Here is a 23,516-nt window from a genome sequence, read left to right as displayed (position 1 = left end):
GGCGGCGGACCACCCGGGCGAGGACTTCAGTGGCTGCGGTGTCTCGGGCGGCGGGTGATCGCCATCAGGGCACCGCCGGCCAGCACGAGAGCCAGCGCCGCCAGGGTGATGCCGAGTCCGACCGGACCGCCGGTGTCCCCCAGGTCGGGTCCCGGCTTCGGGCCGGGTGTGGGGTTCGGCGTGGGGTCTGGAGTGGGGTCTGGTGCCGGCGGTGGGGTGGGGGTCGGGCCAGTGGGCTTGGTGACTTTCACGGTGACCGAACTGCTGTTGTCGCTCGGATCGGGGTCGGGCGTCGTCGCCGTGACCACCGCCGTGTTCGTCACCGCCTTCTTCCCGTACGACGCGTCGATCGCCACGCCGAGGACGATCTTCGAGCTCCCACCGGGGTCGATCCGGCCGATGCTGCAAGTGATCCGCTGATTCTGGCTCACGCACGCTTCCGGCATCTTCCGCAGCCGCAGCCCGGCGGCCAGCACGTCGATCACCTGCACCCCCAGCGCGGCCGAGGGCCCGGCGTTCCGCACGGCGATCGTGTAGCCGAAGGTCTGTCCGGCCTCGACGCTCACGACGGACGCGGTCTTGAGCAGGCTCAGATTCGCCGACTGGGTCGTCCGCCCGCCGGCCTTCGCCTCGTTGTTGCCGATCACCGGGTCCGGGGTGGCGGCGCCGACTCGCGCGATGTTCTCCAGCGCTCCGGTGAATCCGGGGACCACGGTCGCCGTCACGACCACCGTGATCGTGGCGCCCGCCGCGAGCAGCGCCGTACCGCACTGCACGGTGCCTGCCTCGGGTGCATCCGGTGCACCGGCCTTGGCCGGAGCGAGCAGCGTGCACGTCACGCCGTCGGGGCCTTCGGCCGACACGTTCGTCAGACCGCGGGGCAGTTCGTCGGTGACGACGACCTTCCGCGCGTCCGACGGGCCGAGGTTCCGGACGGTCAGGGTGAACTTCACCGGCCCGCCGGAGACCGGATCGCCCGGGCTCATCGTCTTGGCGATGGCGAGGTCGGCCAGCGCGACCACCGGCGAGACGATCTTGCCGGTGTTGTTGTCGCGCTCCGGATCGGGAGTCGGTGAGGTGGCCGTCGCGACGTTCGCCAGTGTTGACCCGTCGTACCCGGGATCCAGCCGGACCCGGAGCGAGAGGATCACCTGGCCGATCGGAACGTCGCCCAGTTCGCAGCGCACCGTCGCGCCGTCGGCCTGGCAGGGCGGGCTCACGGACACCACCGTCAGTCCGGCCGGCAGGGGGTCGGTCACCACCACCGAGCGCGCCACCGATGGGCCCTTGTTCGTCACCACGATCGCGTAGTCGAAAGTGCTGCCCGGCGTGACGCCGGCCGGCTCCGCCTGCTTGGTGACATCCACATCCGCGCTGGTGGCGACCGGGATCGTGATGGTCGAGCTGTTGTTGTCCTGGTCGGGATCAGGCACGGGCGAGGTCGCCGTCGCGGTGTTGACCACCGTGGTCGCGGTGTAGCCCGGGTCGACTGCCGCGGTGATGACGACGGTGGCCGCGCGGCCGGCCTTCAGGGTGCCGATCGAGCAGCGGATGGTCCGGCCCGTCGTCGTACAGGAGCCTTGGCCGGGCTCGGCGCCGAGCAGCGTCAGGCCGGGCGGCAGGACGTCCTCGACCTCGACCAGGGTGGCGTCCGACGGTCCACGGTTGACCACCGCGATCCGGTAGCCGACTCCCCCACCCGCGACCGCCGACTTCTCGTCGCTGGTCTTGATCACCTCGAGGTCGGCGGACCGAACGACCTTCGTGGTCACCGAATCGGTGTTGTCGGACGGATTCGGATCAGGGGTCACGGACGAGACCGTGCCCGTGTTGGTGATCGGCCCGGTCTGCGCCGGGTCGACCTCGACCCGCAGCAGGACGACGGCTTCGGACCCGGTAGCCATCGTGCCCAGCGCACAACCGACGGCCGCTCCGTCGATCGTGCAGGTGCCCTCCGCTGTGGTTGCTGCCAGCAACTTCAATCCACCCGGTACGGCGTCGGTCACGGTGACCGCCTGCGCACTCGACGGGCCCGCGTTGCGAACGGTCAGCGTGTAGAGACCTTCAGCACCGGCGACCAGCGGTGACGGCTCCACCGACTTCGTGATCGACAGGTCTGCCGAGGCGCTGACCGTGGTCTCGGCCGTATCGGTGTTGTTCCGGTCGTTCGGGTCAGGGGTCTGCGAGCTCACCGTCGCGCTGTTCGTCAGCTTCCCCGCCGGTACGTCGGCCCCGACCGTCACCACGATCGTCGCGACGGCCTCGGCCCCCGGCGTCAGGCGGCCGATCGGGCAGCGCACGACCGGCTCGGCGACCGACGAGTCCTGCCGGCACTCACCACCCGGCGCCGAGCCACGCAGGTACGTCGTACCGGGCGGCAACGTGTCGTCCACCAGCACGGCCACCGCGTCGGAGGGACCGGCGTTGCGAATCGCCAACTGGTAGGTCAATCGGTTGCCCGCGACAACCGTTGCCGGTGCGGACTTGGTGACCGAGAGGTCCGCCTTGGCCACCACGGTCGTCGTACTGGTCGAGGTGTTGTCGGACTCGGTCGGATCCTCCGGAGTTCGCGAGCCGGCTGTCGCCGTGTTCGCCAGCTCCCCCGGCTCGGTGCCAGCGGCAACTGTTCCGCCGACCGTGACCACGAAGGACTCCCCGGCGGCGAGCGTGCCGACCGAGCAGCGAACTCGCCCGCCGGCAACCGTGCAAGAGGCCCCGCCGGTGGCCGACGCGGTCACGCCGGTCACAGCGGGCGGTACAGCGTCGTCCACGGTGACGTCCTGCGCGTCGGACGGACCCGTGTTCCCGACCGTGAGCTCGAAGGTGATCGCCTCGCCGGCCACCACCGGATCAGGGCTGGTGGTCTTGACCAGCGTGATGTTGGCCTGCGCGCCGGTCAGCAACGTGTACGTCGCCGAGTTGTTGCCCGGCACCGGGTCCGGGGTCGGCGACGAGACCTTCGCGGTGTTGTCGAGCTGGTTGGGCGGCGTACCGGACGGAACGTTCGCCACCACGGTCACCGTCACGGAGCCACCCGGCGCCACCGTGCCGACGTTGCAGGTGACAGTGCCGTCCAACTGGCTGCAGGTGCCCTGCGACGTGGCCGACGAGGCGTAGCGCAGCGGCGCGGGAACTGGATCGGTCACAGTCACGGCTGTCGCCGCGGACGGCCCGTTGTTGCTCACCTTCAGCGTGTAGGTAACCGGCTTCCCCGCCTGCACCGGGACCGGCTGAGCGGTCTTCGTGATCGCCAGGTCGGCGCTCGTGGTGAGGTCGTCGGTCGTCCGGCCGGTGTTGTTCGACGGGTCCGGATCGGGCGTCGTGCTGGTCGCCGTGGCCGTGTTGACCAAAGAGCCGGTCGCTGTCGCGACCACGGTCGCGGTCACCGTGATCGTGGCGGTGGAGCCGGCGCCGAGATCGCCCAGCGCGCACCGCACCTGGCCGGATGACACCGTGCATGAGCCGGCGGTCGTGTCGGCGGTGGCCGCGGTCAGGGTGGCCGGCAGATCGTCAGCCACCAGTACCGCCTGCGCGTCCGACGGGCCGTCGTTCCGCACGGTGATCTGGTAGGTCACCGGTTCGCCCGCGACGACCGGCGCCGTGACGGTCTTCTTGCCGACGACCAGATCGGCCTTCGGCCGGCCCGGCGTCACGGTCGCCGTGTCCGTGTTGTTCGACAGGTCCGGGTCCGGCGTGGCGCTGCTGACCGCGGCCTGGTTCACCAACGGACCACCCCGGTACGCCGAATCCAGCACGGCGGTGATCGACACGACCAGCGTCGTCCTGCCGGCCAGCCGGTCGGTCGTGCAGGTGACGTCCTGGCCGGCCGCGGTACAGGTCGCCGGAGCCGGAGCCTCGGCCTTGACCAGGCTGAGGCCCACGGGCAGTGAATCGGCGATGCGAACCTGCTCGGCGTCCGAGGGCCCGTTGTTCCGGATCGTCAGCGTGTACTTCACCGGCTCACCGGGCGCCGGGGCGTCGGGGGCGACCGCCTTGCCGACGGAAAGATCCGCGATCCGGATGACCGGCGTGGTGACCGAGGCACTGTTGTTGCTCTGGTCCGGATCAGAGGTGGAACTGGTGGCCGCCGCGACATTGGTCAGGCTGGTGACCGTGCCGGCGGACGGGACCCGGACAACCACGGTGATGGTTGCCTCGCCACCGGAGGCCAGGTCACCGAGGGCGCAGTCGACCTCACCCGAGCAGGTGCCTTGGGTGGGATCGGCCGACACCAGCTCGACGCCGTCCGGCAGGGTGTCGGTGACGACGACAGCTCGCGCCGTACTGGGACCGTTGTTGCGGGCAACGAGTTTGTAGGTGAGGTTCCCGCCGGCCGGGACGGGGTCCGGCGTACCGGTCTTGGTCAGTGCCACGTCCGCCGACTCGGCCACCGGCGTACGCACCTCGTCCGCGCGATAGGTGTAGGGCTTGTTGAGCGTCTCGGCCGTGTAGTCCAGGTAGCCGGTGTTGACCACTGTCGTTCCGGCCGTCGCCGGGTCGAGCGTGACCCGGAACCTGACCGTGCTGCTGACGTTCGTGCCGAGCCGGCCACCGGTGGTCGCGTTCGCGCCCGTGCCGATCCGGAACCGCACCGCGCGCGAGGCGTCGTCGTACTCCGCCTGGTCATCGCCCGCCGCGTCGGTCTTGGTTCCCGTCCCCGCGCCGGCGACGACGCTCAGCGAGCCGGGAACGAAGGTGGTGTTCGGTGGCAACGCGTCGCGCACCACGGACCGGAGCGCGTCGTCCTCGCCGGTGTTGCCGAAGCTCAGCGTGTACTCGAGGGTGTCGCCGATCTTCGCCGGAGCGTTGCCCGCCAGGTTGCGCACCGACTTGGTGCCGTGGATCGCCGGCGCGTAGAGGTCGATCTGGGTGGTCAGGGCGGCCGGGTAGTAGAAGTCGCCCGTACTGGCGAAGGTCAGCTCGGCGCTGGTCGCGCTGTTCGCGAGGAGCCCGGCGGCGTCCACCACCTTCGCGTCCAGGCCCAGGGAGTTGACGCTCGCCGGGGTCCGGTTCGTCAGGTTCGCTCCGGCGTCGGTGACCCGGCTGCTGAAGAAGTTCGCCGACGGGCTCTGGGCGTCGGCGAGCCGGATGCCGTTCACCGCGAAGTAGTCGCCGCTGATTCCGGCGTCACCCTCGTAACTGACGCTGCCGAAGCGTGCGTTCACCGGTCCGCTCGGCGGCGCCAGGAACCCGGAGATGCTGGTCTTGATCACGTCGCCGGTCGTCACCCGCGCGTACCCGTTGAACACCGACAGGTCGCGCAGTGGCTCGTTCGGGTGCTCGTAGGCCACCACCAGGCTCCACCCGGCGTACCGGTCGGCGCCGGTACCCGCTGCCGCGTCCGCACCCCAGTACTCGCCGCCACCGGCGCCCTGCACGACCGACGTGACATCGAGGTACGACGAGTAGTCCTGCGTCCCCGCGGTGAGATAGTCCGTGCGCCCCGCGGTGACGGTCTGGTACGCCGTCTGGCCGGGGACCCGGAGCTTCAGCGTCTTGCCGTCACCGGTGCCGGCCGTGCCACCGGACCCCGCGGCCCGGCTGGATCCCCAGAACAGTCCGGCGTACAGCACCTTCGCGCCGTCCGGCAGGCTGACGGTCGCCGCCGACGAGGACTTGGTCGAGGCATCCGTGTCGGCGTCGAGCAGCCGCATCACCCACTCGTTGTTCGACGCGTTCGCGGTGCCGCCGGCCAGCGCCGCCCGGCAGGTGGCGACCGTGGTGTCGCAGGTCTCCAGCGAGTTGCCGGTGATCCGTACGGCGCCGTTCACCTGCGCGCCGAACACCTTGCCGAAACCCCGGATCGTCTCCGCCGAAGCTGTTGCCGAGGGCACCAACCCGGATCCGGCCACCAGCAGCACAGCGAGCAGGAGGCGCAGCCGACCAGCCATCTGTTTGTCCCCGTTCAGTCGCACATCCGGCGAGAGCCCTCCCCTACCTATCACATCGAGTAGCAGATCAACTACTCAAAGTAGGTGTCTGAGGCAACAATCTTCCGGGCGTCCAGGACTGCGGCGACCGACCGGCCGGCTCAGCCGCCGTGGGTGAGGCGCCGCAGACCGTCCGTCCAGCGTTGTTCGCGCTCACGGTCGTTTTGTTCCCACCACGGGGTGCCTCGCTCGCCCAGCGCTACCTTGGCCGCCTGTACTGATGCCCGGGCCCGGCGTTCGGCCTCGGGGTCCTCGTCGTGCAGGGCCTGTTTGACGGCACGGCGGGCCTTCATCAGCTCTGACCGGAGTTGAGCCTGGATCTCGTCCGGGATGGCGGGGTCGGTGGCTCGCCAGCGCCGTCCGCCGATGACGACATAGCGACCGTCAGGGGTCTTGCCTGGGCCCGCCATGGACCGAGCCTAGAGCGACGCGGAGCGACGCGCTCACCAGATGCCGAGCTGGGCGGACAGCACCAGGCCGGCGGCACCGAGCAGGATCAGGTCGTCGTCACCGGCCAGCGAGGTGACCCGCACCGACGAGCTGATCGGCGAGAGAGTTCGCGCGCGGGCCGTCACGGTCGCAGCCTGCAGGAAGGCGCCGTCGATCAACTCGGGTGGGCCCGTGAGGACCACCTCGTCGAGGTTGAGCGCGCTGATGATCGGGGCGAGCACGATTCCCAGCGTGCGGCCGGCCGCGGCCAGGACAGCCGGCCGGTCGGCGCCGGCACCGAGCCGGCGCCGCAGGAACGCGGCGGCGATGTGCTGGTCGAGGCAGCCGCGGCGCCCGCAAACACAGGGATCTCCGTCGTCGTCGACGGTCACGTGCCCGAGCTCTCCCGCGGCGAACTGCTCCCCCTCGACCAGTTCGCCACCGACCACCAGGCCGGCCCCGACACCGTGCTCGATCGAGAGGACCATCAGGTTCCGCGCCTCGCTCGGGCGGAACCGCAGGACGCCGAGGGCGGCGAGGTTGATGTCGTTGCCGACGTACGCCGGGACGGCGTACCGGTCGCCGAGCTGTTCGGCGAGGGGAAGCCCGATCCAGCGCAGATGAGCCGCCTGCCGGACGGTGCCCGTGTCGTCGACGATGCCGGGCGTGCCGACTCCGATCCCCAGCACCCGTCGTGGAGCAGCGGCGACCAGTTCGTCCGCCAGCCGGAACACCAGGTCGAAGGCCTCGCGACCCAGGGCGCCGTCGAGAGCCACCTCGGCCCGGTGGACGACGCCGCCGCGCAGGTCGAGCACGGCACCGGTGAACCGATCGCTGTGCGAGAGATCGAGCACGACGAGGTTGACGTTGCCGTCGTCGAGGCGTACCAGCTTCGCCGGCTTGCCCGGTCGCGGGCCGTCGCGGGGACCGGTCTCCGCCACCAGTCCGTCGTCCGCGAGGTCACCGACCAGCGCGGACACCGTCGGCGCGGTCAGTCCCGACGCGCGGGTCAGCTCGGGCCGGGTCATCGGCCCGTGATGGTAGAGCGTCGCCAGCACGAGCGAGCGGTTGTGCACCCGGTTGTCCTGCGTCCGCGCCTTGCGCCGTCCGGGCAGCTCGCGCCGCGGCGAAGGCACCTGCGGGAACGCCATGGATTCCTCTCGCCCAAGTTCGTAAGACCGCTTTAGTTAAATGGTCTTAGATATTCTTGTCAAGGCCTCGTCCGACCGCTTGACGACACCACTTCAGGCTGCCACGGTATGCGTCAACTTGCTGCTTCCAGGCAGTTCTGCGCATAAACGATCAATCTTCAACCGGTCGGAGGAGAGCACGATGCATCGTTTCCGAAGGTTCTCGGTGATTCTCGGAGTCATTCTGGCGGTGACCGCCTCCGGCCTGCCCGCCGCGACGGCGAAGCCCGTCGAAGCGGTCAATCCAGCACCCGCCGTGGTGCCGTCGCTGCAGCAGTGGACCGGCGGGACCGGTCGGCTGGGACTGCGCCCCGGAACCAGAGTGTCCGTCGCACCGGCCGACGCCGCGGCGCTGAAGGGCGTCGCCGATCAGCTCGGCACCGATCTCGGAGCGATCGCCGGCTGGCGGGTCACCGTCGTGGTCGATGCGACTCCCCGTGCCGACGACGTCGTACTGCGGATCGACCCGGCCGCTCAGGTCGGTCCGGACACCGCAGTGGCCGCCAAGGAGGGGTACCGGCTCGAGGTCACCGACGGCGTCGACATCGTGAGCCGTACGGCGACCGGAGCTTTCTGGGCGACCCGCAGTCTTCTGCAGATGCTGGTCCGGGAGAGCCCGGGCGAGGCGACCGTACCGGTCGGCAGCGCGGTGGACTGGCCGAACTACGCCGTCCGGGGCTTCATGCTCGACGTCGGGCGGCGCTGGTTCGACCAGAAGTTCGTCCGGGACTACGTGCGGTACATGAGCTGGTTCAAGCTCAACACCTTCCAGCTGCACCTCAACGACAACGAAATCACCGCTCCGGGTGGCGACTGGTCCAAGGCGCAGTCGGCCTTCCGGCTCGCCTCGGACAACCCGAAGTTCGCCGGGCTGGCCGCGAACGACGGCGCCTTCACCCGCGCCGACTGGAACCGGCTGGAGTCCGTGGCCGCCGACCATCACGTCACGATCGTGCCGGAGATCGACGCCCCGGCCCACGCCCGGTCGTTCATCGAGTTCGACCCCCGGCTCGGGCTGAACGGCGGCAACTCCGACCACCTGGACCTGTCCAGGCCGGCGACCACCGAGTTCATGAAGGAGGTCTTCGACGAGTTCACGCCGTGGTTCCGCGGGCCGGCCGTGCACGTCGGCGCCGACGAGTACCCGCGGGAGTACGCGGCGCAGTACCGGCAGTACTTCAACGACATCACCGCCCACGTCCGCGAGCTGGGCAAGAGCCCGTCGGCCTGGGGCAGCCTCTCGGTGATGTCCGGCGGCGCCGCCGGCTACGACCGGGACGTGACGATCAACTCGTGGAACAACGGCTGGTACGGCCCCCGGCAGGCGATCGCCGACGGGTACCCGGTGATCAACACCAACTACGCGCTGCTGTACGTCGTCCCGTTCGCGAACTACTACCACGGCAGCGGCCTGGACGGCCGCTGGTTGTTCGACAACTGGGAGCCCAACGTCTTTCCCGGACAGGAGAGTGTGGACCGCGGTGAGCCGCTGCTGCGGGGAGCGATGTCCGCGGTCTGGAACGACCTGGTGCACGCCGACTACGACGGGCTGGACGTCCATCGCCTGATCGAGCCGGCTTTCGGCGTGCTGGCCCAGAAGATGTGGCGCGGCGCGGATCCCGGCATCGGCTACCCGGCGTTCCTCGACCGGGTGGCAACCCTCGGCAACGGTCCGGGGAACGAACTGATCGCGAGCACGCTGACCGGTGCCGGTGATCCACGCATCGGAGTCTCGGTCGACGGCCCTGGACCTCTGCCGGCCGGTGAATCCGTCACCGTGACGGCGACAGTGACGAACAACAGCGCGACGAAGCTGACCAACGTCGCTCCCAAACTCTTCCTCGACGCGGAAGGCGTCACCAGCACTGTCGCGACCCGCGGCTCCACTGTCATCGCCCCCGGCAACACAGCAGTCTGGAGCTGGCGTCTCACGGCCGCCGGGACAGCACCTGCCGGTACGACGCGCGCAGCCGTCGAGGTGCCGGCCTCGCACCGAGGAGTCCTGCTGACCAAGCGAGCCCAGATCCCGATCCGTACGGTGCCCGCCGCTCCCCCGGGATCGCAGCATCTCTCGTTCAGCGCCAAGGCGTCGGCTTCGTCGGTGGAGGCGGGACTCGACCGGCTGGCGGCCCACCAGGTCAACGACGGTGACATGGCGACCCGCTGGGCTTCGGCCTACACCGACGGTGAGTGGCTGCGGCTCGATCTCGCCCAGCCGGCTCGTGTCACGTCGGCACGATTGTTCTGGGAGGCGGCCTGCGCGTCGTCGTACCGGATCCAGGTCTCGACCGATGGCACCACGTGGCGTGACGCGGCCACCGTCGGCAGCTCGACCTGCAAGGAGGACACCGTGACCCTGAACGCTCCCGAACCCGTGCGGCAGGTGCGAATGCAAGGCACCAAACGCGCGACCACCTACGGCTACTCCCTCTACGAGCTCTGGCTGTTCGGTCAGCCGGCTCCCTGACGAGGCAGCAGGCGGGCAGCTCCGGTGGGGTGGAGGATCCACATCCAGCGCACCGGCGGCTGCCGCGGAGGGTCAGCCGGGCAGGGTTCGGCGCGGCCGGGCTTCTGTTCGCCCAGCTCGCGCTGCGTGGCCGTACGAGCGGTTACAGCTGGTGCAGCTTGTCGAAGGGCGACAGGACGCGCAGCAGCTTGCCGCCGCCCAGATCGACCACTACCGCGTGAGGGCCCTCGACGGCGCTGATCCGCCCCATGCCCTCTTTGTCGTGGGACACCCGGTCCCCCTCCTCGAACGTCTTGATCGGGGCGGGCACCCGGGGCTTGAAGGGACTCGTGGACAGGTGACGACGCGTCGTCGCGCGGGAAGGCTCCATCAGGTCCAGTATGCGCCTTCTCCGCGCCGATGCGCCCGTCGAGCCCGGTTCGTTACCTTCCGGCACCTCACCGGACGGCGGCCCGGCGGTCACCGACAGCATGCGGGCGGCGGCCCCGGCGGTCACCGGCAGCGACGGAAAACGCTTCCGAACGGCGGCCCGGCCGGTCCGGCGTGCCCCTCGCCGGCACCCCGCACGATAGTGATTGATTGCTATTAGCAACCACTTTCAGGGCCATGGTCAGCACGCTTCAAACGCCTGCTGGGTAAGGGCCCGCGACACCTTGTCAAGGGATCGGAAGGCACAGTTCGGGCCTGGTTGGCATCGATGCCCGAACCGACACGCAACAACACGCTGTGGCCGTGACAGTGACGAGGTCTGCGGGGAGACTGTCGGTGACCGATTCAGTAGCACCCCGATGCCGTCCGTGATCGGGGAGCGCTTCCGAGATCGATGATTGACCGCCAGGGGGGCGTCGTAGTGGTGATTCGACTTGTCATCGGACACCGCGGCAAGTTGGTACGAGGTGCGCTGGCCGCAGTGCTCAGCAGGGAACCGGATCTGGCCGTGATCGGGGAGTTCGAACGTTCGGACGAGGTCCTCGTGGTCTGCGCGCGGGATCCGGAGGTGGTGGTGGTGCTCGATCCGCTGGTACCGGGCGAGATCGAGATGCTGGAACTGTGCGGCCGGCTGGACCGCAACCCGGTCCTGATGCTGATCGACCGGGACGACTCGGCCTCCGTCCCGGTGGCTCTCGCGGTCGCGAAGCAGTCGGAGTCGGTCGGCGTGATCGCCACCGACGTCTCGCCGGACGACCTGGTCGACGCCGTCCGCGGGGTGGCGGAGGGCCGCTCGGTCTTCGACGTGGAGCTGGCGCTGGCGGCGATCCGGGCCGGCGGCAGTCCGCTGACGCAGCGCGAACGCGAGGTGCTGCGGCTGATCGACACCGGCGCGACCGTGCAGGAGATCGCGCGCAGCCTCAGCCTCAGTGCCGGCACCATCCGCAACTACCTGTCGCGCATCCTGGCCAAGACCCGGGCCAGGAGCCGGATCGAGGCGATCCGCAAGGCTCAGGAGGCCGGCTGGTTCTGATCGGCAGGGACCGGCTCCAGCACCTGGACGGCGCCGTCCGGCGCCGTCCAGTGGCCGGCGAGTTCGGCGTACAGGGCGCTGCGCCGGCGCAGGTCGCGGTCGTCGCCGACCATGGCGTTGCTGCCGTCCAGGACCAGGATCCGCTGCGCCCGGAGCGCGGAGCTGACCCGGTGCGCGATCACGATCAGGCTGCCGGGACGCGCCGCGAACGCCTCCTCGGCGATCCGCTCGGCCGGCGGGTCCAGGTGGCAGGTGGCCTCGTCCAGGATGGCCAGCCGGGCCGGGGACAGGTAGGCGCGAGCCAGGGCGATCAACTGCCGCTCCCCCGCCGACAGTTCGGTCGGCCTGACCTCCGCCGCGAGGCCGCCGAGCCGGCGTACCAGCGGGAACGCGCCGACCGCGTCGATCGCCGCGGAGATCTGTACCGCGGAGGCGTCCCGCCGGAGGTAGGTCACGTTCTCCAGAACCGTGCCGGTGAAGACGTACGCCTCCTGCGGCAGCACCACCCGGGTGCCGGTCAGGTCCGACGGTTGCAGTTCCGACGGCGGTACGCCGCCGAGCAGGACCTCGCCCTCCGTCGGTGGCAGCAGTCCACAGATGAGGCGGGCCAGCGTGGACTTGCCGATCCCACTCGGCCCGACGACCGCCAGATGATCGCCTTCCGCGACGACCAGCTCCAGATCACGTAGTACCGGCTCGGCCGTCGGGCCGTAGGCGAAGGACACGTGCTGCAGCCGTACTTCGTGGCCTTCCGGCAGCCGGGCAGCCGTCCGGTACTGCGGAACCTCACTCTGGTCGAGGATTCGCCCGAGCGTCACGACGTACCGCAGGCCGCTGTCGCCGAGCGCGGACATCACCGTGTTCAACGCCGGCTGCAGTCCCAGCAGGACATACGTCAGGCCGCCGAGCAATGTCCCGGTGCTGACGCCCTGAGCGGCGAGCCACGGCGCCGCGCCGAGCAGGACCACCAGCGGCAGCCAGCCGCCGACCGCGAAGCAGAGCGTCCGCAGCGCGGCCACCTTCGCCAGTGATCGCTCGGCCGCCGCGTGCGCCTCGATCGGTACGCCGACCAGCCGGCCGGCGAAGTCCTCGGCCCCTGCGGCCGTCAGGTCTCGCACCCCCGCGAAGGTCATCGCCGCTGAGGTCGCGAGGCTTTCGTCGGCTCTCAACGAGGCACGGACCCGGGCTGCGGCCATCCCCAGCAGACCGAACGACAGCGCGAAGCCGAGCAGGAACAGCGGAATCACCAGGACCGCCACGAGCGGCGACAGGGACAGCAGCCCGGTCACCACACCGATCGCCGTCACCAGGAAGCTCCGCACCACCAGGATCAGCCCGGCGAAGGTGTCCCGGACGATCTCCACCTGCCGGTTGAGCCGCGCGACCGCACCGTCGGCGCGGGCGTTGCCGAGCGCGCCGGAGACCACCTTGCGGACCAGGTCGTCGCGCACCGGTTCGACCAGGTCACCGAGCCGCCGGTAGACCTGCCGGGCGCCCACCGCACCGAGCACTGCCGCGGCCAGCAGAGCGGCGAGCCAAGTCAGCCCGGTATCTCGCCGGCCGCCGAGGAACGCGTCGGTGGCATGCGCGACGGCCAGTCCGTAGAAGGCGCTGGGGAGAATCTCCGGCAGGGACCAGGCGGCGAGCTTCACAGCGGGTCTGCGGCGTACCGCGGTCAGGCCGAACCTCAGCTCCCGCCTCATCCGAAAGCCTTTCGGTAGCAGGGGTCTCTCCACAGTTCGTGGTGCCGGCCGACCGCTCGTACCCGGCCCTGATCCAGCCAGACGACCAGGTCGGCGCGCGCCGCCGTGCCTGCCCGGTGGGTGATGATCAACCGGGTCCGCTGCTGCCGGTCGCCCATCAGCGTCTCGCTGATCTGCAGCTCGGTCGCGGTGTCCAGACTCGAGGTCGCGTCGTCGAGGATCAACAGCCGCTCGGCCTGCCAAGCTCGCGCCAGCCCGAGTCGCTGGGCCTCGCCTCCCGAGAGAGGCGCCTCCGTGAGCGGCGTGCTGTAGCCGTCAGGCATCCGGCTGACGAACTCGTGGACATGCGTGGCGCGAGCCGACGCGAGCAACTGTTCCGGCTGCGCCGAGCCGACGCTGATCGCGTCTCCGACGGTGGAGCCGATCAGGGCCGGACGCTCGAAAGCGCATTTCACCGCCGTCCGCAGGGCCTCGTGGCTCAAGCCCGCCAGCGGGACCCCGTCGAGCCGCACCTGGCCCGAGTCGGGGTCCTGGAGACGTCCGGCGACAGCAGCCAGTACGGACTTGCCCGCCCCATTCGGCCCCACTACCGCGACCGCTGCCCCACCTGGCAGGTCCAGCTGAACGCGGTCCAGCAGCAGTTCGTCGCCCGCCCGCACTGTGACTTCGTCGAAAACGAGCCGGCCCGGCCCGGCCGGGAGCGTGAGAGCGCCGTAGCCGACAGCTGGGACAGCGGTGACCTCGGAGATCCGGGCGATCCCGGCCTGCCCCCTGGCCAGCTGGCCGAGGACTCCGGTGAGGCCGCCCAGACCCGCACCGATCACGGCGTACTGCGCGGCGGCGAAGTACTCGCCCGGAGTGATCTGCCGATTGACCAACTCGATGCCACCGACCGCCAGGACGGCGATCAGCACCAGCGGGCCGACCACTGCTGCCTGTGCACCGGAGCGGGCGAGCATCTGCCAGGTCTGCAGGCCGTGAGCATGCAACTGTGGCAGCAGTCGCAGCACCCGCTGCTCCTCACGGACAGCCGTCCCCGCGGCGGTGATCGTCCGCAGGCCGGCCAGTGCCTCTGTCAGCGCCGCCGCGATCCGGCCTTGGGTCTGCTGGTACGCAAGACTGATCTCGGCCGTACGGCGAGCGAAGAACCACAGCACGGCGACCACGAGCAGGATGCCACCCAGGAACGCCAAAGCCAGCCACGGGCTGATCAGAAACAACAGAACCAGGCTCCCGATCGGCGGCACCGTCGCCGTCACCGCGGTGATGGTCGCCGGTCCTGCTCGGGCCGCGTCGGTCGCGTTGCTCGACACCCGGCTGACCAGGTCGCCGGTGGCGAAGTGGCGGGTGCCGGCAGGGCCTGCGGCCAGCACTTGGCTGACCAGCCGACGGCGGAGCCAGGCCGTCGTACCGGCGACGCAGGCAGTACCGGCGATCACTTCGATGACGTCGCAGACGATGCCGAGGGCAATCAGGCCGCATGCGATCAGCACCCATCGTCCGGGACTGGCCAGGATGGCGCTGGGATCCTCTTCGGCGACGACAGCGTCTACTGCTCGGCCGAGCACGGTCGGCAGGGCGAGGACGGTCAAGCTGCCGAGCAGAGCGGCGATGCTGATCAGCGGGAGCCAGCCGCGGCCGCGGCGCAGTACGGCGCCGAAGGTGGTCACGGGGCGAGTCCGGTGTGGAAGGCGAGGAAAGCCAGGATGTCCGCCGCCAGCCCGACACCTCGGCTGGTCGCCGCCGGTAGGTGTCCTGCGTCGCTCTCGTACCTGAACAGGATCGGCCGCGATCCGGTGGTGGAGTGCTGCAGCGCGGCGCACATCTTGCGGGCGTGCAAGGGATCGACACGGGAGTCGGCGCCGAAGACGGTGAACAGCACGGCCGGATAGTCGACCTCGGCCACCCGGTGGTACGGCGAGTACGCCAGCAACGCAGCGAGCTGATCCGGATCCCCGGCCGAGCCGTACTCCCCCACCCACGAGGCGCCGAGTCCGGACTGCTCGTAGCGGACCATGTCGAGCAGCGGCGCGGAGCAGACCGCCGCCGCGAACAGCTCGGGACGCTGGGTGAGGGCCGCGCCGACCAGGAGGCCACCGTTGGACTCACCGCAGATCCCCAGCTGGCCGGAAGTCGTCCAGCCCTGCGCGATCAGCGTCTCGGCCGCGGCGAGATAGTCGTCGATGACGTTCTGCTTCGAGCCCAGAGTTCCGGCGCGATGCCACAGGTCGCCCTGCTCGCCTCCGCCGCGCAGGTTCGCGGTGACGAACACCCCGCCGGCCTCGACCCACGCCAGCGCGAAAGCCGAGTAGGTAGGAGTGATCGAGAGGCCGAAACCGCCGTAACCGTAGAGAAGTGTGGGGCGCGGTCCAGCCTGGCCGTCGCGGGCCAGCACGACCATCCGGATCGGCGTACCGTCGCGGGAGGGGTAGGTCAGCTGCCGCGCCGCGATCTTCGGACCGGGGTGGTTCGTGCTCGACCAGGGAGTGACCCTGCGGGTGCGCGCGTCGTACCGGTGGACCGTGGGCGGCGTGACGCTGTCGGTGTAGCTGAACCACGCCTCGTGCCCGCCTTCCGGTCGAGCGCCGAGGTCGGCGACCGTGCCGGGGCCGGGAAGCGGAACCTCGTGCAGGAGGTCCCCGGTGAGCGGATCGTGGGCGGTGAGTTCACTGAGTGCTTGTCTGGTCCGTCCGACGAGCAGGACGCCGTCCAGTACGGCGAGCTGGCTGAGCGGCGCGCCCGGCTCCTCGGCGATGAGTTCCCGCCAGTTCTCGTGGCCGGGCTCACGCGGATCGGCGACGCAGATCCGGCCGGACGGGGCTTCGAGGGTGGTGGCGACGTAGAGCCGCCCGTCGGGTCCCACCGCGAGCGCGCTACGCGCGTCGAGGCCTTGCTGCGCGAGCACCGGATCGAAGTCCGGACCGCTCAGCTCGACCACCCACTGTTCGTTGCGGTCGGCAACGGAAATGGTGAGCCAGTGCCCGTCGGCACTGATCTCCAGCCCGTACGACGCTTCGCCCGCCAGCACCTGTACGTCTTCGGCGCCGCCGACGCGATGCAGCAGCAACTGACGTGAGCGGACGAAGTAGAACGACTGGTTGTCCGCGCGCCAGGCGACCGGTGAGTAGCGGCAGCGATCGATCGGCTCGTCGACGAGCTCACCGGTGTCCACCGCCAGCACCCGCAGAACGGACGCTTCGTTGCCCTGCGAAACCTGGAACGCCAGCAGCCGGCCGTCCGGCGACGGCTGCCAACGGTCGAGCGTGGTCCGGCCTGACGGGTCGAGACGGATGGGATCGACCAGGCTCCGCTCCCCTTCGGGTCCGGCCAGCCAGAGCACGGGATGTTCCTGGCCGCGGCCTTTCCGCAGGAAGAACCGGCGACCGTCCCGCCAGGTAGGGGTGCCGGTGATCTCCACATTGCTCAGGGTGGCGACTCCGGTCCGGAAACGGTAGCGGCCGGGAAGGCGCGCGGCGTGCGTCAGCCAGAGGTCGTCCTGGGCGGTCTGCCATGATTGAGTTCGCTGGTCGGTGGCGTCCTCCAGCCAACGGTAGGGATCCGCCACCTGGCGGCCGTGCAGCAGCTCGACGACGGCGGACCGCTCGGCGTCGGGGTAGCTCAGGTCGGCTCGCGGCACGGGGCTCCTCCCATCAGGACGGTCCCGGGCGGGATACAGCCCCGCCCGGGACCTCAGGGGCCTAGTGACACAGCACCAGGCTGATGTTGCTCGGGGTCTTGGACTCGCAGCCGAGGACGGTCAGCGTGCTACCGCCGCCACCGCCACCGCCACCCCCGGTCGGGGCGTCGAGACCTTGCAGGTCGAGAAGTGCCATTTTTCTACACCTCCTTCCGAGGCTCGAAGGGTCCGGACGGCGGATTGCGTCCGAAGAACGGGAGAGCCACCGGCTGCTCGTGCAGCGCGGCTCCGAGGGCCAGCAGGACTCCGGCCGAGCCGGTCGCGAGATCGGCCGACAGACGAAGCAGCTGGTTGCCGGGAAACGCCAGGCCACCGGCGTACGGGAGTGCGTGCCAGGCCAGGCCGGCGATCAGCTGGTCGTTGACGCCGGGATCGAGTTCGGTCGCGGCGAGCAGCAGGCCGGCACGGCCCATGAACAGGCCGGGCTGCACGAAGTAGCCGCAGTGGGTGACCCTTCGCAGCGCCTCGAGAGCCGGCGCGAGTTCGTCGTCCGGGCGATGCCGCAGATAGCGCTGCAGCACCAAGGCGATGCCGACCGACCCCTCTTCGAGGTACGGCAGAGTTCGCCAACCCTGGTTGACCTGCAGCATGCCGTGGTCGTCCGTCGTACAGCGGCGCAGGTCCTGCTGGAGGGCGATCCGGGCCAGGTCGAGCAGGCCGGTGTCGCCGGATCGCTCGTAGGCGTGCAGGAACAGCAGCGCCGGGCCGGCCGAGCCGTACATCAGTCCGGCTCGTGGCCGTCCTTCGCCGCTCAGCTCCGCGACGTCGTCGGGACCGCCGAGGCGATCCGCGACCTGGTCGACGACTCGGGTGGCGGCGGCGAGCACAGCCGGTTGAGCGGCGTACTCCAGCAGGGTGAGGCCGATTCCGGCCAGACCGGAGTACAGGCCGAGTTCCTGGACCTCGGCTGGTTGCTGCAGGCAACGATCGATGACTTCCCCGGCGTCCTGGTGATAGCCGAGTTCGGTCAGTACCAGGGCGATACCGTGCAGACCGCTGTAGAGACCCGGGCCGATCGCCGCGTCCCGAGCGTGCCTGCGCAGCCATTCGTCGTACTCCGGGAAACGGCCGGCGCCGGAGCGAGCCAACGCGTACAGCACTCCGGCCGCCCCGTGTGCCAGGTTGACGCCACCGCCCGGCTCGAACTGCTGGATGTCCCCTGGGAACAGCCGATCGTCCCGCTCGGGCGTCGCGCCGGCCACGATCGCCTGGGTGATCGCCGCGCGCACCTCCGGCCAGGGGGCCACGCCGGGGATCGGCGGATCGGGCTGCGCGACCGGCTGGTCGCCGACGATGGTGGCGACCGCCGCGTCGAAGGTTGCCCGGGGCACCGAGAAGGTCGTGCTGATCAGGTCGGCGAGCTGGTTCGCCTTGTGGGGATGGAAGTGCAGCAGCATGGTCGACTGCGGCGCGAACAGGCCGAGCGCCAGGCAGGCCAGCGCGTAGCGATCCACGTCGACGCCTTGGCGGTCGGCGGGTGCCGCGTAGCCGGGGTGGGCCAGCGCCGAGCGCGCCTGCTCGGTGGCCAGGGTCGCCACCTCGAAGTCGATCAGCACCAGCCGGCCGTTCTCGTCGACGAGGACGTTGCCGGGGTGAATGTCGTTGAACACCACGCCGCGCTCGTGCAACGCCGCGACCGCCTGCTCCACCTGGGCGTGCATGCCGAGCGCCCACTCGGCGTACTCCGCTCGCTCGCCGGCCGAGGAGTCCGGCCGGGTCAGCGGAAACTGCCGGCCGATCAGCCGCTGCAAGGGATTGGAGTCGACGAACTCCTGCACCAGGAAGTGGTGGTCCCCGAGAGTGAAGTAGTCGTGCACGGCCGGTACGACGTCGAGCCCGGCCAGCCGCTGCAGGATGTCGCGCTCGTGGCCGACCCGGGCCACCGCGTCCCGCCCGATGACGTCGAGCCCGGCCAGCGGACGGCCTTCCTTCAGCACGACCTTGGCCTCGCTGTCGCGATGGTGGCCGAGGTACACGCCGCCACCGTTGGAGAACTGGATGACGCTCTCGATCACGTAGGCCAGGTCGTTGGTGGTGACCGCGTTGCGGGCCGCCAGGTGCGACTCCAGGAAGGACGGCAGCTGGACCCACGCCGGCGTGGAGAACGTCGGGCCGCGGACATCCGGCACCAGCCGGCCTTCGGCGTCGGCGAGGGCGTACACCCGCTCGCCGCTGTCCGACAGGCAGTAGCGGGTGACGAAGGCGCCGTACCGGACGAAGAGCGGGCCGGCGGCGTACCGGAGATCGCTGAGGATGTACGGGCCCTGGATCCCCGCCAGCAGCGTGTCGAGTTCCTTCAGGACCAGTTCGAGCTGCGCCTCGTCGGTCGGGTAGACGGTGACCAGCTTGCCGCTGGAGCCACGGAAGGCCGACTTCGAGTTGAGCATCACCGCGACCGGCTTGCTGCGCAGGAACTTGAAGGCCAGGCCACGCGGTACGCAGTAGTCCCAGATCGCCGCGATCGCCCGCTCGGCGTCGTCGAGACCGGCGGAGACGTGGATCTTCCAGCCCTGCGCCGGAAGCCGGAGTCCGGCCGGCGCGTAGTTCATCCACACCTCACCGGCCTGGTGGTCCCAGCCGCTCGGCACCGGACGGGCACCGGCCGCGAAGTCCGGCACCTCCGTGCCGCGGTTGGCCGGGGTGTCGTAGAACAGCCGGTCGGCCAGGCAGTAGAGCTCGTACTGTTCCATCCTGGCCTCCCACCCCTTGAGCAACGTCTCGTCACATGGTGTGTCCGATCGGCGCCGCCGCGTAGTGCCTGGCGTCACGACCGGCATGTGAGGAATGCCGCCCTTACGCCTGCGTATCCCACGGATCGGGACTTCTCAGGCGTCCGTACGAGTGGTCAGGGAGAGATCCAGCCGGTCAGCACGGTGAAGCCGGCGGCGGTCTCGCAGATGACGCGGAACGGGTGGCGCGGGACCGGGCGGACGATGAAGAAGCCGAGGTCGTCGATCGGCAGGGTGCCGAGCGCGTCGGAGTCCGAGGACAGCCGGACGGTGCCCGGCTGGGGTGGGCTGAGCTGGCCGAGCACCTCGTGCGGGGTCAGCTCCAGCTCGATGCTGAGCCCCTCGGTGGAGAAGGTGAGCGTCCGCAGCTCGGCGCTCTCCGCCCGGGTCAGCGCGAGCTCCTCGGTCTCCCATGCGGAGTCGTAGGTGAGCGCGGCCAGCTCCGCGTCGATCGTCCGCCACGCGTACGCCGCCCGGCCGGCGGCAACGAGGCCGGCGGGCATCTCCCTGGCCGTGCTCATCGCGTCGCGCAGTACTTCGAGCAGTTCCTCGTCATCGATCCACCACTGGACGTCCACGCTGCCCACCCCCTTTCGTTTCGGCGGTTGTCCCGGACCGGCCGCCGATCAACTCGGCGAGAGCCGGCGTCTGCCGTAGGCGCCCCAGACAACGGGCCCGGTTGGGCCCGATACTTCCGATCGGCATGTTGAGTTTCCGACTGATCTCGGCGTACACCGCCGGTGGGTCGCTGACCAGCATCGACAGCAGGGACTGGCAGCGCGGAGTCAGCTGGGCGAACGCGGCGCGCACCGCGACCTGGCGCTCGTGCGCCAGCAGCTCCTCGTCGACCGGCCGCACCAGGTCCGACGGATCCGGCGACACGTCGGCCGGATCGGTCGGCTCCGTCCGGCGCCCGAACCGCAGCAGCCGCAGGCACTCGCGCTGCGTGGTGGTCACGATCCAGCCCGGCAATGCGGCCGGTTCCCGCAGGTCGGGCAGCCGCTCGATCAGCAGCAACCACACCGTCTGGCCGACGTCGTCGACGTCCGCGGCCGACAGCCGGAACCGCCGTGCGACCGTCCAGACCAGTGGCGCGTACCGCTCGACCAGCTCGTCCCAGGCACTTTTGTCGCCGTCCCGAGCCCCCTCGACCATCCGGATCACGGTCGGGTCATCGCGCATACCGTGTCTCCTTCGTCGATCGGCGGGAACTCCTACTGGAACGGAGCCCGCCGGCTGCCTGGTGATACATGCTGCCTCAAACGCCCAGCACCACGAAGGACGCGGCCGTGGCGACGGCGAGTGGATCGTCGCCGCCCTCGGTCCGGGCACCGGCCAGTGCCTCGGCCAGAGAGCTTCCCGCCGCCAGCCTCGCGTGCACAGCGGTCATCAGCGGCACCGCCGCCCGATCGCTCACCGGTACGACGCTCGCCAGGATCCCCGCCGCGCCGAGCGGCAGCAGACTGCTGGTGAGCCCGAGCAACTCGTCCGCCCCGACCGGCTTCGCCAGCCCGGAATCGCAACTGGACAACACCATCCGGTACGGCGCCCGCTGGAGCCGCTCGAGGTCGTAGACGGTGAGCGGCCCGTCGTCCAGCTGCAGCGACGAGAACAGCGGACTGTCCGACCGGAAGGTGCCGTGCGCCGCGATGTGCGCGAGCCAAGCGCCGTCCAGCGCGCTGAGGACGGCGTCGGCGGTCGCCGCTCCCCCACTGAGCACCGTCGCCGCCGGATACCGCTCGGCCAGCCGCGGGATCTCGGTGTACCCCGCTGTCAGTCCCGGTCCGAGGACCAGCGCCACCTTCTGGTCCGGCGGTGGCTGCAGCCGTCCGGCCCGCATCCACATCGCTGACGACGGCGCGACGCTCACCACCCGATCCGCCAACGGCGGCAGCAACTGCCACGGCAGGGCCTGCAAGCGGCCCGGCGGAACCACCACCACCGGCCCGTCACCGAGGTCGGCCGCAGCGTCGCCGAGCACCGCGTCGGCCAGCCGCTCACCGATGACATCGAGCCCCGGTCCGGTCGGCGGGCAGCCCCGGGCCAGCCACCGGAGGCGGAACCGGGCGCGCTCGACCTCGAACGAAGCGGCCGGCAGCGGCCCGACCTCGTGCAGCCGGATCCGGCCCTGGCGGATCACGATCGCGAACAGGACGTCATCGACCTCGACCAACTCCACCAGGGTGGTCTCGCCGAGCTCGGCGATCAGTTGCTCCAGCTCGAACTGCGTCCTGGTCGACGACCCCGCTCCCCGGGTCTCCAGCGTGCGGGCCCGGATGGCCTGCTCGAGCCGCCGCCGGTCGCGTTCCAGCGCCGTACCGGCCGAGCTGTCGAGGGGGATGCGTTCGGACCGCCGGACGACCTCGCGCAAAGCGGCCAGGTCGGCGTCCAGCTGGGTGTCACCGCGAGTACCGGTGGGCTCGGCCGCGAAGGCGGTGGCACGCCATCGCTCGCTGCAGACCAGGAGCCGCTTCGGATCAGTACGCCGTACTGCGTCGCGCAACGCCAACCGGGCCAGCTCGCCGCCGTGAGCGGTCGCCCTGGCCCGCAGTTCGGTGGCGCCCATCATCAGCCGGTGCTCGTCGAGCACATCCAGTCCTCGATCACAGGCGGCCAGCATCCCGCCCACGTCGCCACGAGCCTCGGCCCGCAAAGCCTTGCTCAGCAGGGAAAGCGCACGCGCCAGCGGTGGCGCACCCCGCCGGATCGTCGCGGCTCGTGCCAGCTGGCGATCGGCCGTGACGCTCCGGCCTTCGGCGAGCGCGAGCCGTCCCGCGAGCAGATGAGCGGCCGGTGCCTCCGCGGCGCCGAGTTGATCGAGTCGGGTCGCTGTCTCTACCACCCGCCGGAGCAGTCGTGGGCCACGCTCGCCTGCCTGGTGACGGGCCTCGAGCTGGACCATCGTCGCCCTTGCGGACCACCACGGCCGGCGCTGCGCGGAGAAGAGCCGGCGTGCCTCCTCGGCCCGTTCCCGCGCGGTCGCCGGATCGGCGGCGACCAGTGACACCGTGGCCGCGGCGAACAGCAACTCCGCCTTCTTGGTCGGCTGACCGCCGTCCTTCTCCATCTGGACGACCGCTCGCTCGGCCTCCTCCCGCGCCTCGCTGATCAGGCCGGCCGCGAGCAGTACGCCGCAGCGATCGATCGCCAGGTCGGGCCACGCGACGCCCAGCGCCTCGAACCGCTCCCCCGCCGCGCCGAGATACTCCAGGGCAAGCGGCAGATCCCCTCGGGCGAAGGCCACCAGGCCGCGGTTCTGCCGGACCTCGGCGAACTCGAAGGCCTGGCCGACAGCGGCGTACAGGCGTTCGGCCACGGTGAAGTCGGCGTCGGCCTGGCGCGTCCGGCCGAGTGTGAGATGGACGAAGCCCCGGTAGTTGCGGGACCTGGCTTCCCAGACCTGGTCGTCGGCATGGCGAAGCCGGCTGACCGCGTTGTGCAGATCCTCCAGGGCCTCCTCGTGCCGGCCGAGCACGAGCAGGACGTCGGCCCGCCGGATCAGCACCCGGCCGGAGAAGGCACCGGTGCTGCCGGCCACCGCCCGGTCGAGGAACGCCAGGCCCTGCTTGCCTTGGCCCGCGCGCCCCAGGGTGGCGCCGAGGGAGGCCAGCGCGTCCAGCTCGCGCTGCTGGTCGCCGGACTGCTCACCCAGCCGCACCGCGAGCCGCAGCTCGCGGATTGCGGCAACGATGTCACCCAACTGGCGAAGGGCGACTCCCTGCGCCTGGTGGGCAACGGACGCCGCCGACCGGGACGGACCGGTCGCCAGCAGCCGCTGGGCGCCGGAGATCGCGTCGTGCGGGCGCGACAAAGCCAGGGTCAGCAACTCGTCCGGCACCATCGTCACTCTCGACACACCTTCCGGTAGTCGGCAGAGTGACAGGCTAGCTGGCCCATCCGGTGTTCCAG

At 70.5% G+C, this 23,516-nt stretch carries 14 protein-coding genes; 2 read left to right on the top strand and 12 right to left on the bottom strand.

All coding sequences use genetic code 11. The annotated features are described in order from the left end of the window. Window positions 1-26: 26 nt before the first annotated feature. From OX958_RS15860 to OX958_RS15850, 3 genes are all read right to left on the bottom strand, one after another. Window positions 27-5,891 (bottom strand): DUF7933 domain-containing protein, encoded by a 5,865-nt coding sequence (locus OX958_RS15860; protein WP_270138458.1) that lies wholly within the window; start codon window positions 5,889-5,891, stop codon window positions 27-29. A gap of 140 nt (window positions 5,892-6,031) precedes the next feature. After that, window positions 6,032-6,340 (bottom strand): hypothetical protein, encoded by a 309-nt coding sequence (locus OX958_RS15855; RefSeq protein WP_270138457.1) that lies wholly within the window; start codon window positions 6,338-6,340, stop codon window positions 6,032-6,034. 33 nt (window positions 6,341-6,373) lie between these two features. Further along, window positions 6,374-7,510 (bottom strand): ROK family transcriptional regulator, encoded by a 1,137-nt coding sequence (locus OX958_RS15850; protein ID WP_270138456.1) that lies wholly within the window; start codon window positions 7,508-7,510, stop codon window positions 6,374-6,376. A 181-nt stretch (window positions 7,511-7,691) separates the two neighbouring features. On the opposite strand from OX958_RS15850, the gene OX958_RS15845 reads away from it, so the two are divergent. Further along, on the top strand, window positions 7,692-10,016 hold the full coding sequence (locus OX958_RS15845; protein ID WP_270138455.1) for a family 20 glycosylhydrolase: 2,325 nt from the start codon (window positions 7,692-7,694) through the stop codon (window positions 10,014-10,016). A gap of 142 nt (window positions 10,017-10,158) precedes the next feature. Here OX958_RS15845 and OX958_RS15840 read toward each other — a convergent pair whose 3' ends face one another. Then, window positions 10,159-10,512, bottom strand: a complete 354-nt coding sequence (locus OX958_RS15840) for a hypothetical protein (RefSeq protein ID WP_270138454.1) — start codon at window positions 10,510-10,512, stop codon at window positions 10,159-10,161. A 414-nt stretch (window positions 10,513-10,926) separates the two neighbouring features. Here OX958_RS15840 and OX958_RS15835 point away from each other — a divergent pair, with 414 nt between their 5' ends. Then, window positions 10,927-11,478: a response regulator transcription factor gene (locus OX958_RS15835; protein ID WP_270138453.1), complete on the top strand. Its 552-nt coding sequence runs from the start codon at window positions 10,927-10,929 to the stop codon at window positions 11,476-11,478. On the opposite strand, the gene OX958_RS15830 is transcribed toward OX958_RS15835, so the two are convergent. The 8 genes from OX958_RS15830 to OX958_RS15795 form a co-directional block, all read right to left on the bottom strand. Further along, window positions 11,457-13,181, bottom strand: coding sequence for an ATP-binding cassette domain-containing protein (locus OX958_RS15830; RefSeq protein ID WP_270138452.1), 1,725 nt, complete (start codon window positions 13,179-13,181; stop codon window positions 11,457-11,459). The two genes, OX958_RS15835 and OX958_RS15830, sit on opposite strands and share 22 nt — an antisense overlap. Next, window positions 13,178-14,851 carry an ABC transporter ATP-binding protein gene (locus tag OX958_RS15825; RefSeq protein ID WP_270138451.1) on the bottom strand — a complete coding sequence of 558 codons (1,674 nt, stop codon included), beginning with the start codon at window positions 14,849-14,851 and terminating at the stop codon, window positions 13,178-13,180. Before OX958_RS15825 ends, OX958_RS15830 begins: the two co-directional genes overlap by 4 nt. Next, on the bottom strand, window positions 14,848-16,818 hold the full coding sequence (locus OX958_RS15820) for a prolyl oligopeptidase family serine peptidase (protein WP_270138450.1): 1,971 nt from the start codon (window positions 16,816-16,818) through the stop codon (window positions 14,848-14,850). The genes OX958_RS15825 and OX958_RS15820 overlap by 4 nt, the downstream gene beginning before the upstream one ends. 61 nt (window positions 16,819-16,879) lie before the next feature. Next, window positions 16,880-17,014, bottom strand: coding sequence for a SapB/AmfS family lanthipeptide (locus OX958_RS15815; RefSeq protein WP_270138449.1), 135 nt, complete (start codon window positions 17,012-17,014; stop codon window positions 16,880-16,882). Window positions 17,015-17,018: 4 nt separating this feature from the next. After that, a complete protein-coding gene (lanKC, locus tag OX958_RS15810) occupies window positions 17,019-19,568 on the bottom strand; it encodes a class III lanthionine synthetase LanKC (RefSeq protein ID WP_270138448.1) in 2,550 nt (849 codons plus the stop codon). 155 nt (window positions 19,569-19,723) lie between these two features. Then, a complete protein-coding gene (locus tag OX958_RS15805) occupies window positions 19,724-20,185 on the bottom strand; it encodes a hypothetical protein (RefSeq protein ID WP_270138447.1) in 462 nt (153 codons plus the stop codon). Further along, window positions 20,160-20,789 (bottom strand): RNA polymerase sigma factor, encoded by a 630-nt coding sequence (locus tag OX958_RS15800; protein ID WP_270138446.1) that lies wholly within the window; start codon window positions 20,787-20,789, stop codon window positions 20,160-20,162. Before OX958_RS15800 ends, OX958_RS15805 begins: the two co-directional genes overlap by 26 nt. Window positions 20,790-20,865: 76 nt before the next feature. Further along, window positions 20,866-23,448, bottom strand: coding sequence for a CHAT domain-containing protein (locus tag OX958_RS15795; RefSeq protein ID WP_270139073.1), 2,583 nt, complete (start codon window positions 23,446-23,448; stop codon window positions 20,866-20,868). Between the last annotated feature and the right edge of the window lie 68 nt (window positions 23,449-23,516).

The sequence above is a fragment of the Kribbella sp. CA-293567 genome (assembly GCF_027627575.1).
Classification (GTDB): domain Bacteria; phylum Actinomycetota; class Actinomycetes; order Propionibacteriales; family Kribbellaceae; genus Kribbella.
Note: the sequence above shows the minus strand (reverse complement) of the source record. Positions and strands in the feature narration are given on the sequence as shown.

Bases quoted from the DNA above. Each gene is read 5' to 3' on its own strand.
- OX958_RS15860 (WP_270138458.1), bottom strand. From the start codon at position 5,891: ATGGCTGGTCGGCTGCGCCTCCTGCTCGCTGTGCTGCTGGTGGCCGGA.
- OX958_RS15855 (WP_270138457.1), bottom strand. From the start codon at position 6,340: ATGGCGGGCCCAGGCAAGACCCCTGACGGTCGCTATGTCGTCATCGGC.
- OX958_RS15850 (WP_270138456.1), bottom strand. From the start codon at position 7,510: ATGGCGTTCCCGCAGGTGCCTTCGCCGCGGCGCGAGCTGCCCGGACGG.
- OX958_RS15845 (WP_270138455.1), top strand. From the start codon at position 7,692: ATGCATCGTTTCCGAAGGTTCTCGGTGATTCTCGGAGTCATTCTGGCG.
- OX958_RS15830 (WP_270138452.1), bottom strand. From the start codon at position 13,181: ATGAGGCGGGAGCTGAGGTTCGGCCTGACCGCGGTACGCCGCAGACCC.
- OX958_RS15815 (WP_270138449.1), bottom strand. From the start codon at position 17,014: ATGGCACTTCTCGACCTGCAAGGTCTCGACGCCCCGACCGGGGGTGGC.
- lanKC (WP_270138448.1), bottom strand. From the start codon at position 19,568: ATGGAACAGTACGAGCTCTACTGCCTGGCCGACCGGCTGTTCTACGAC.
- OX958_RS15800 (WP_270138446.1), bottom strand. From the start codon at position 20,789: ATGCGCGATGACCCGACCGTGATCCGGATGGTCGAGGGGGCTCGGGAC.
- OX958_RS15795 (WP_270139073.1), bottom strand. From the start codon at position 23,448: ATGGTGCCGGACGAGTTGCTGACCCTGGCTTTGTCGCGCCCGCACGAC.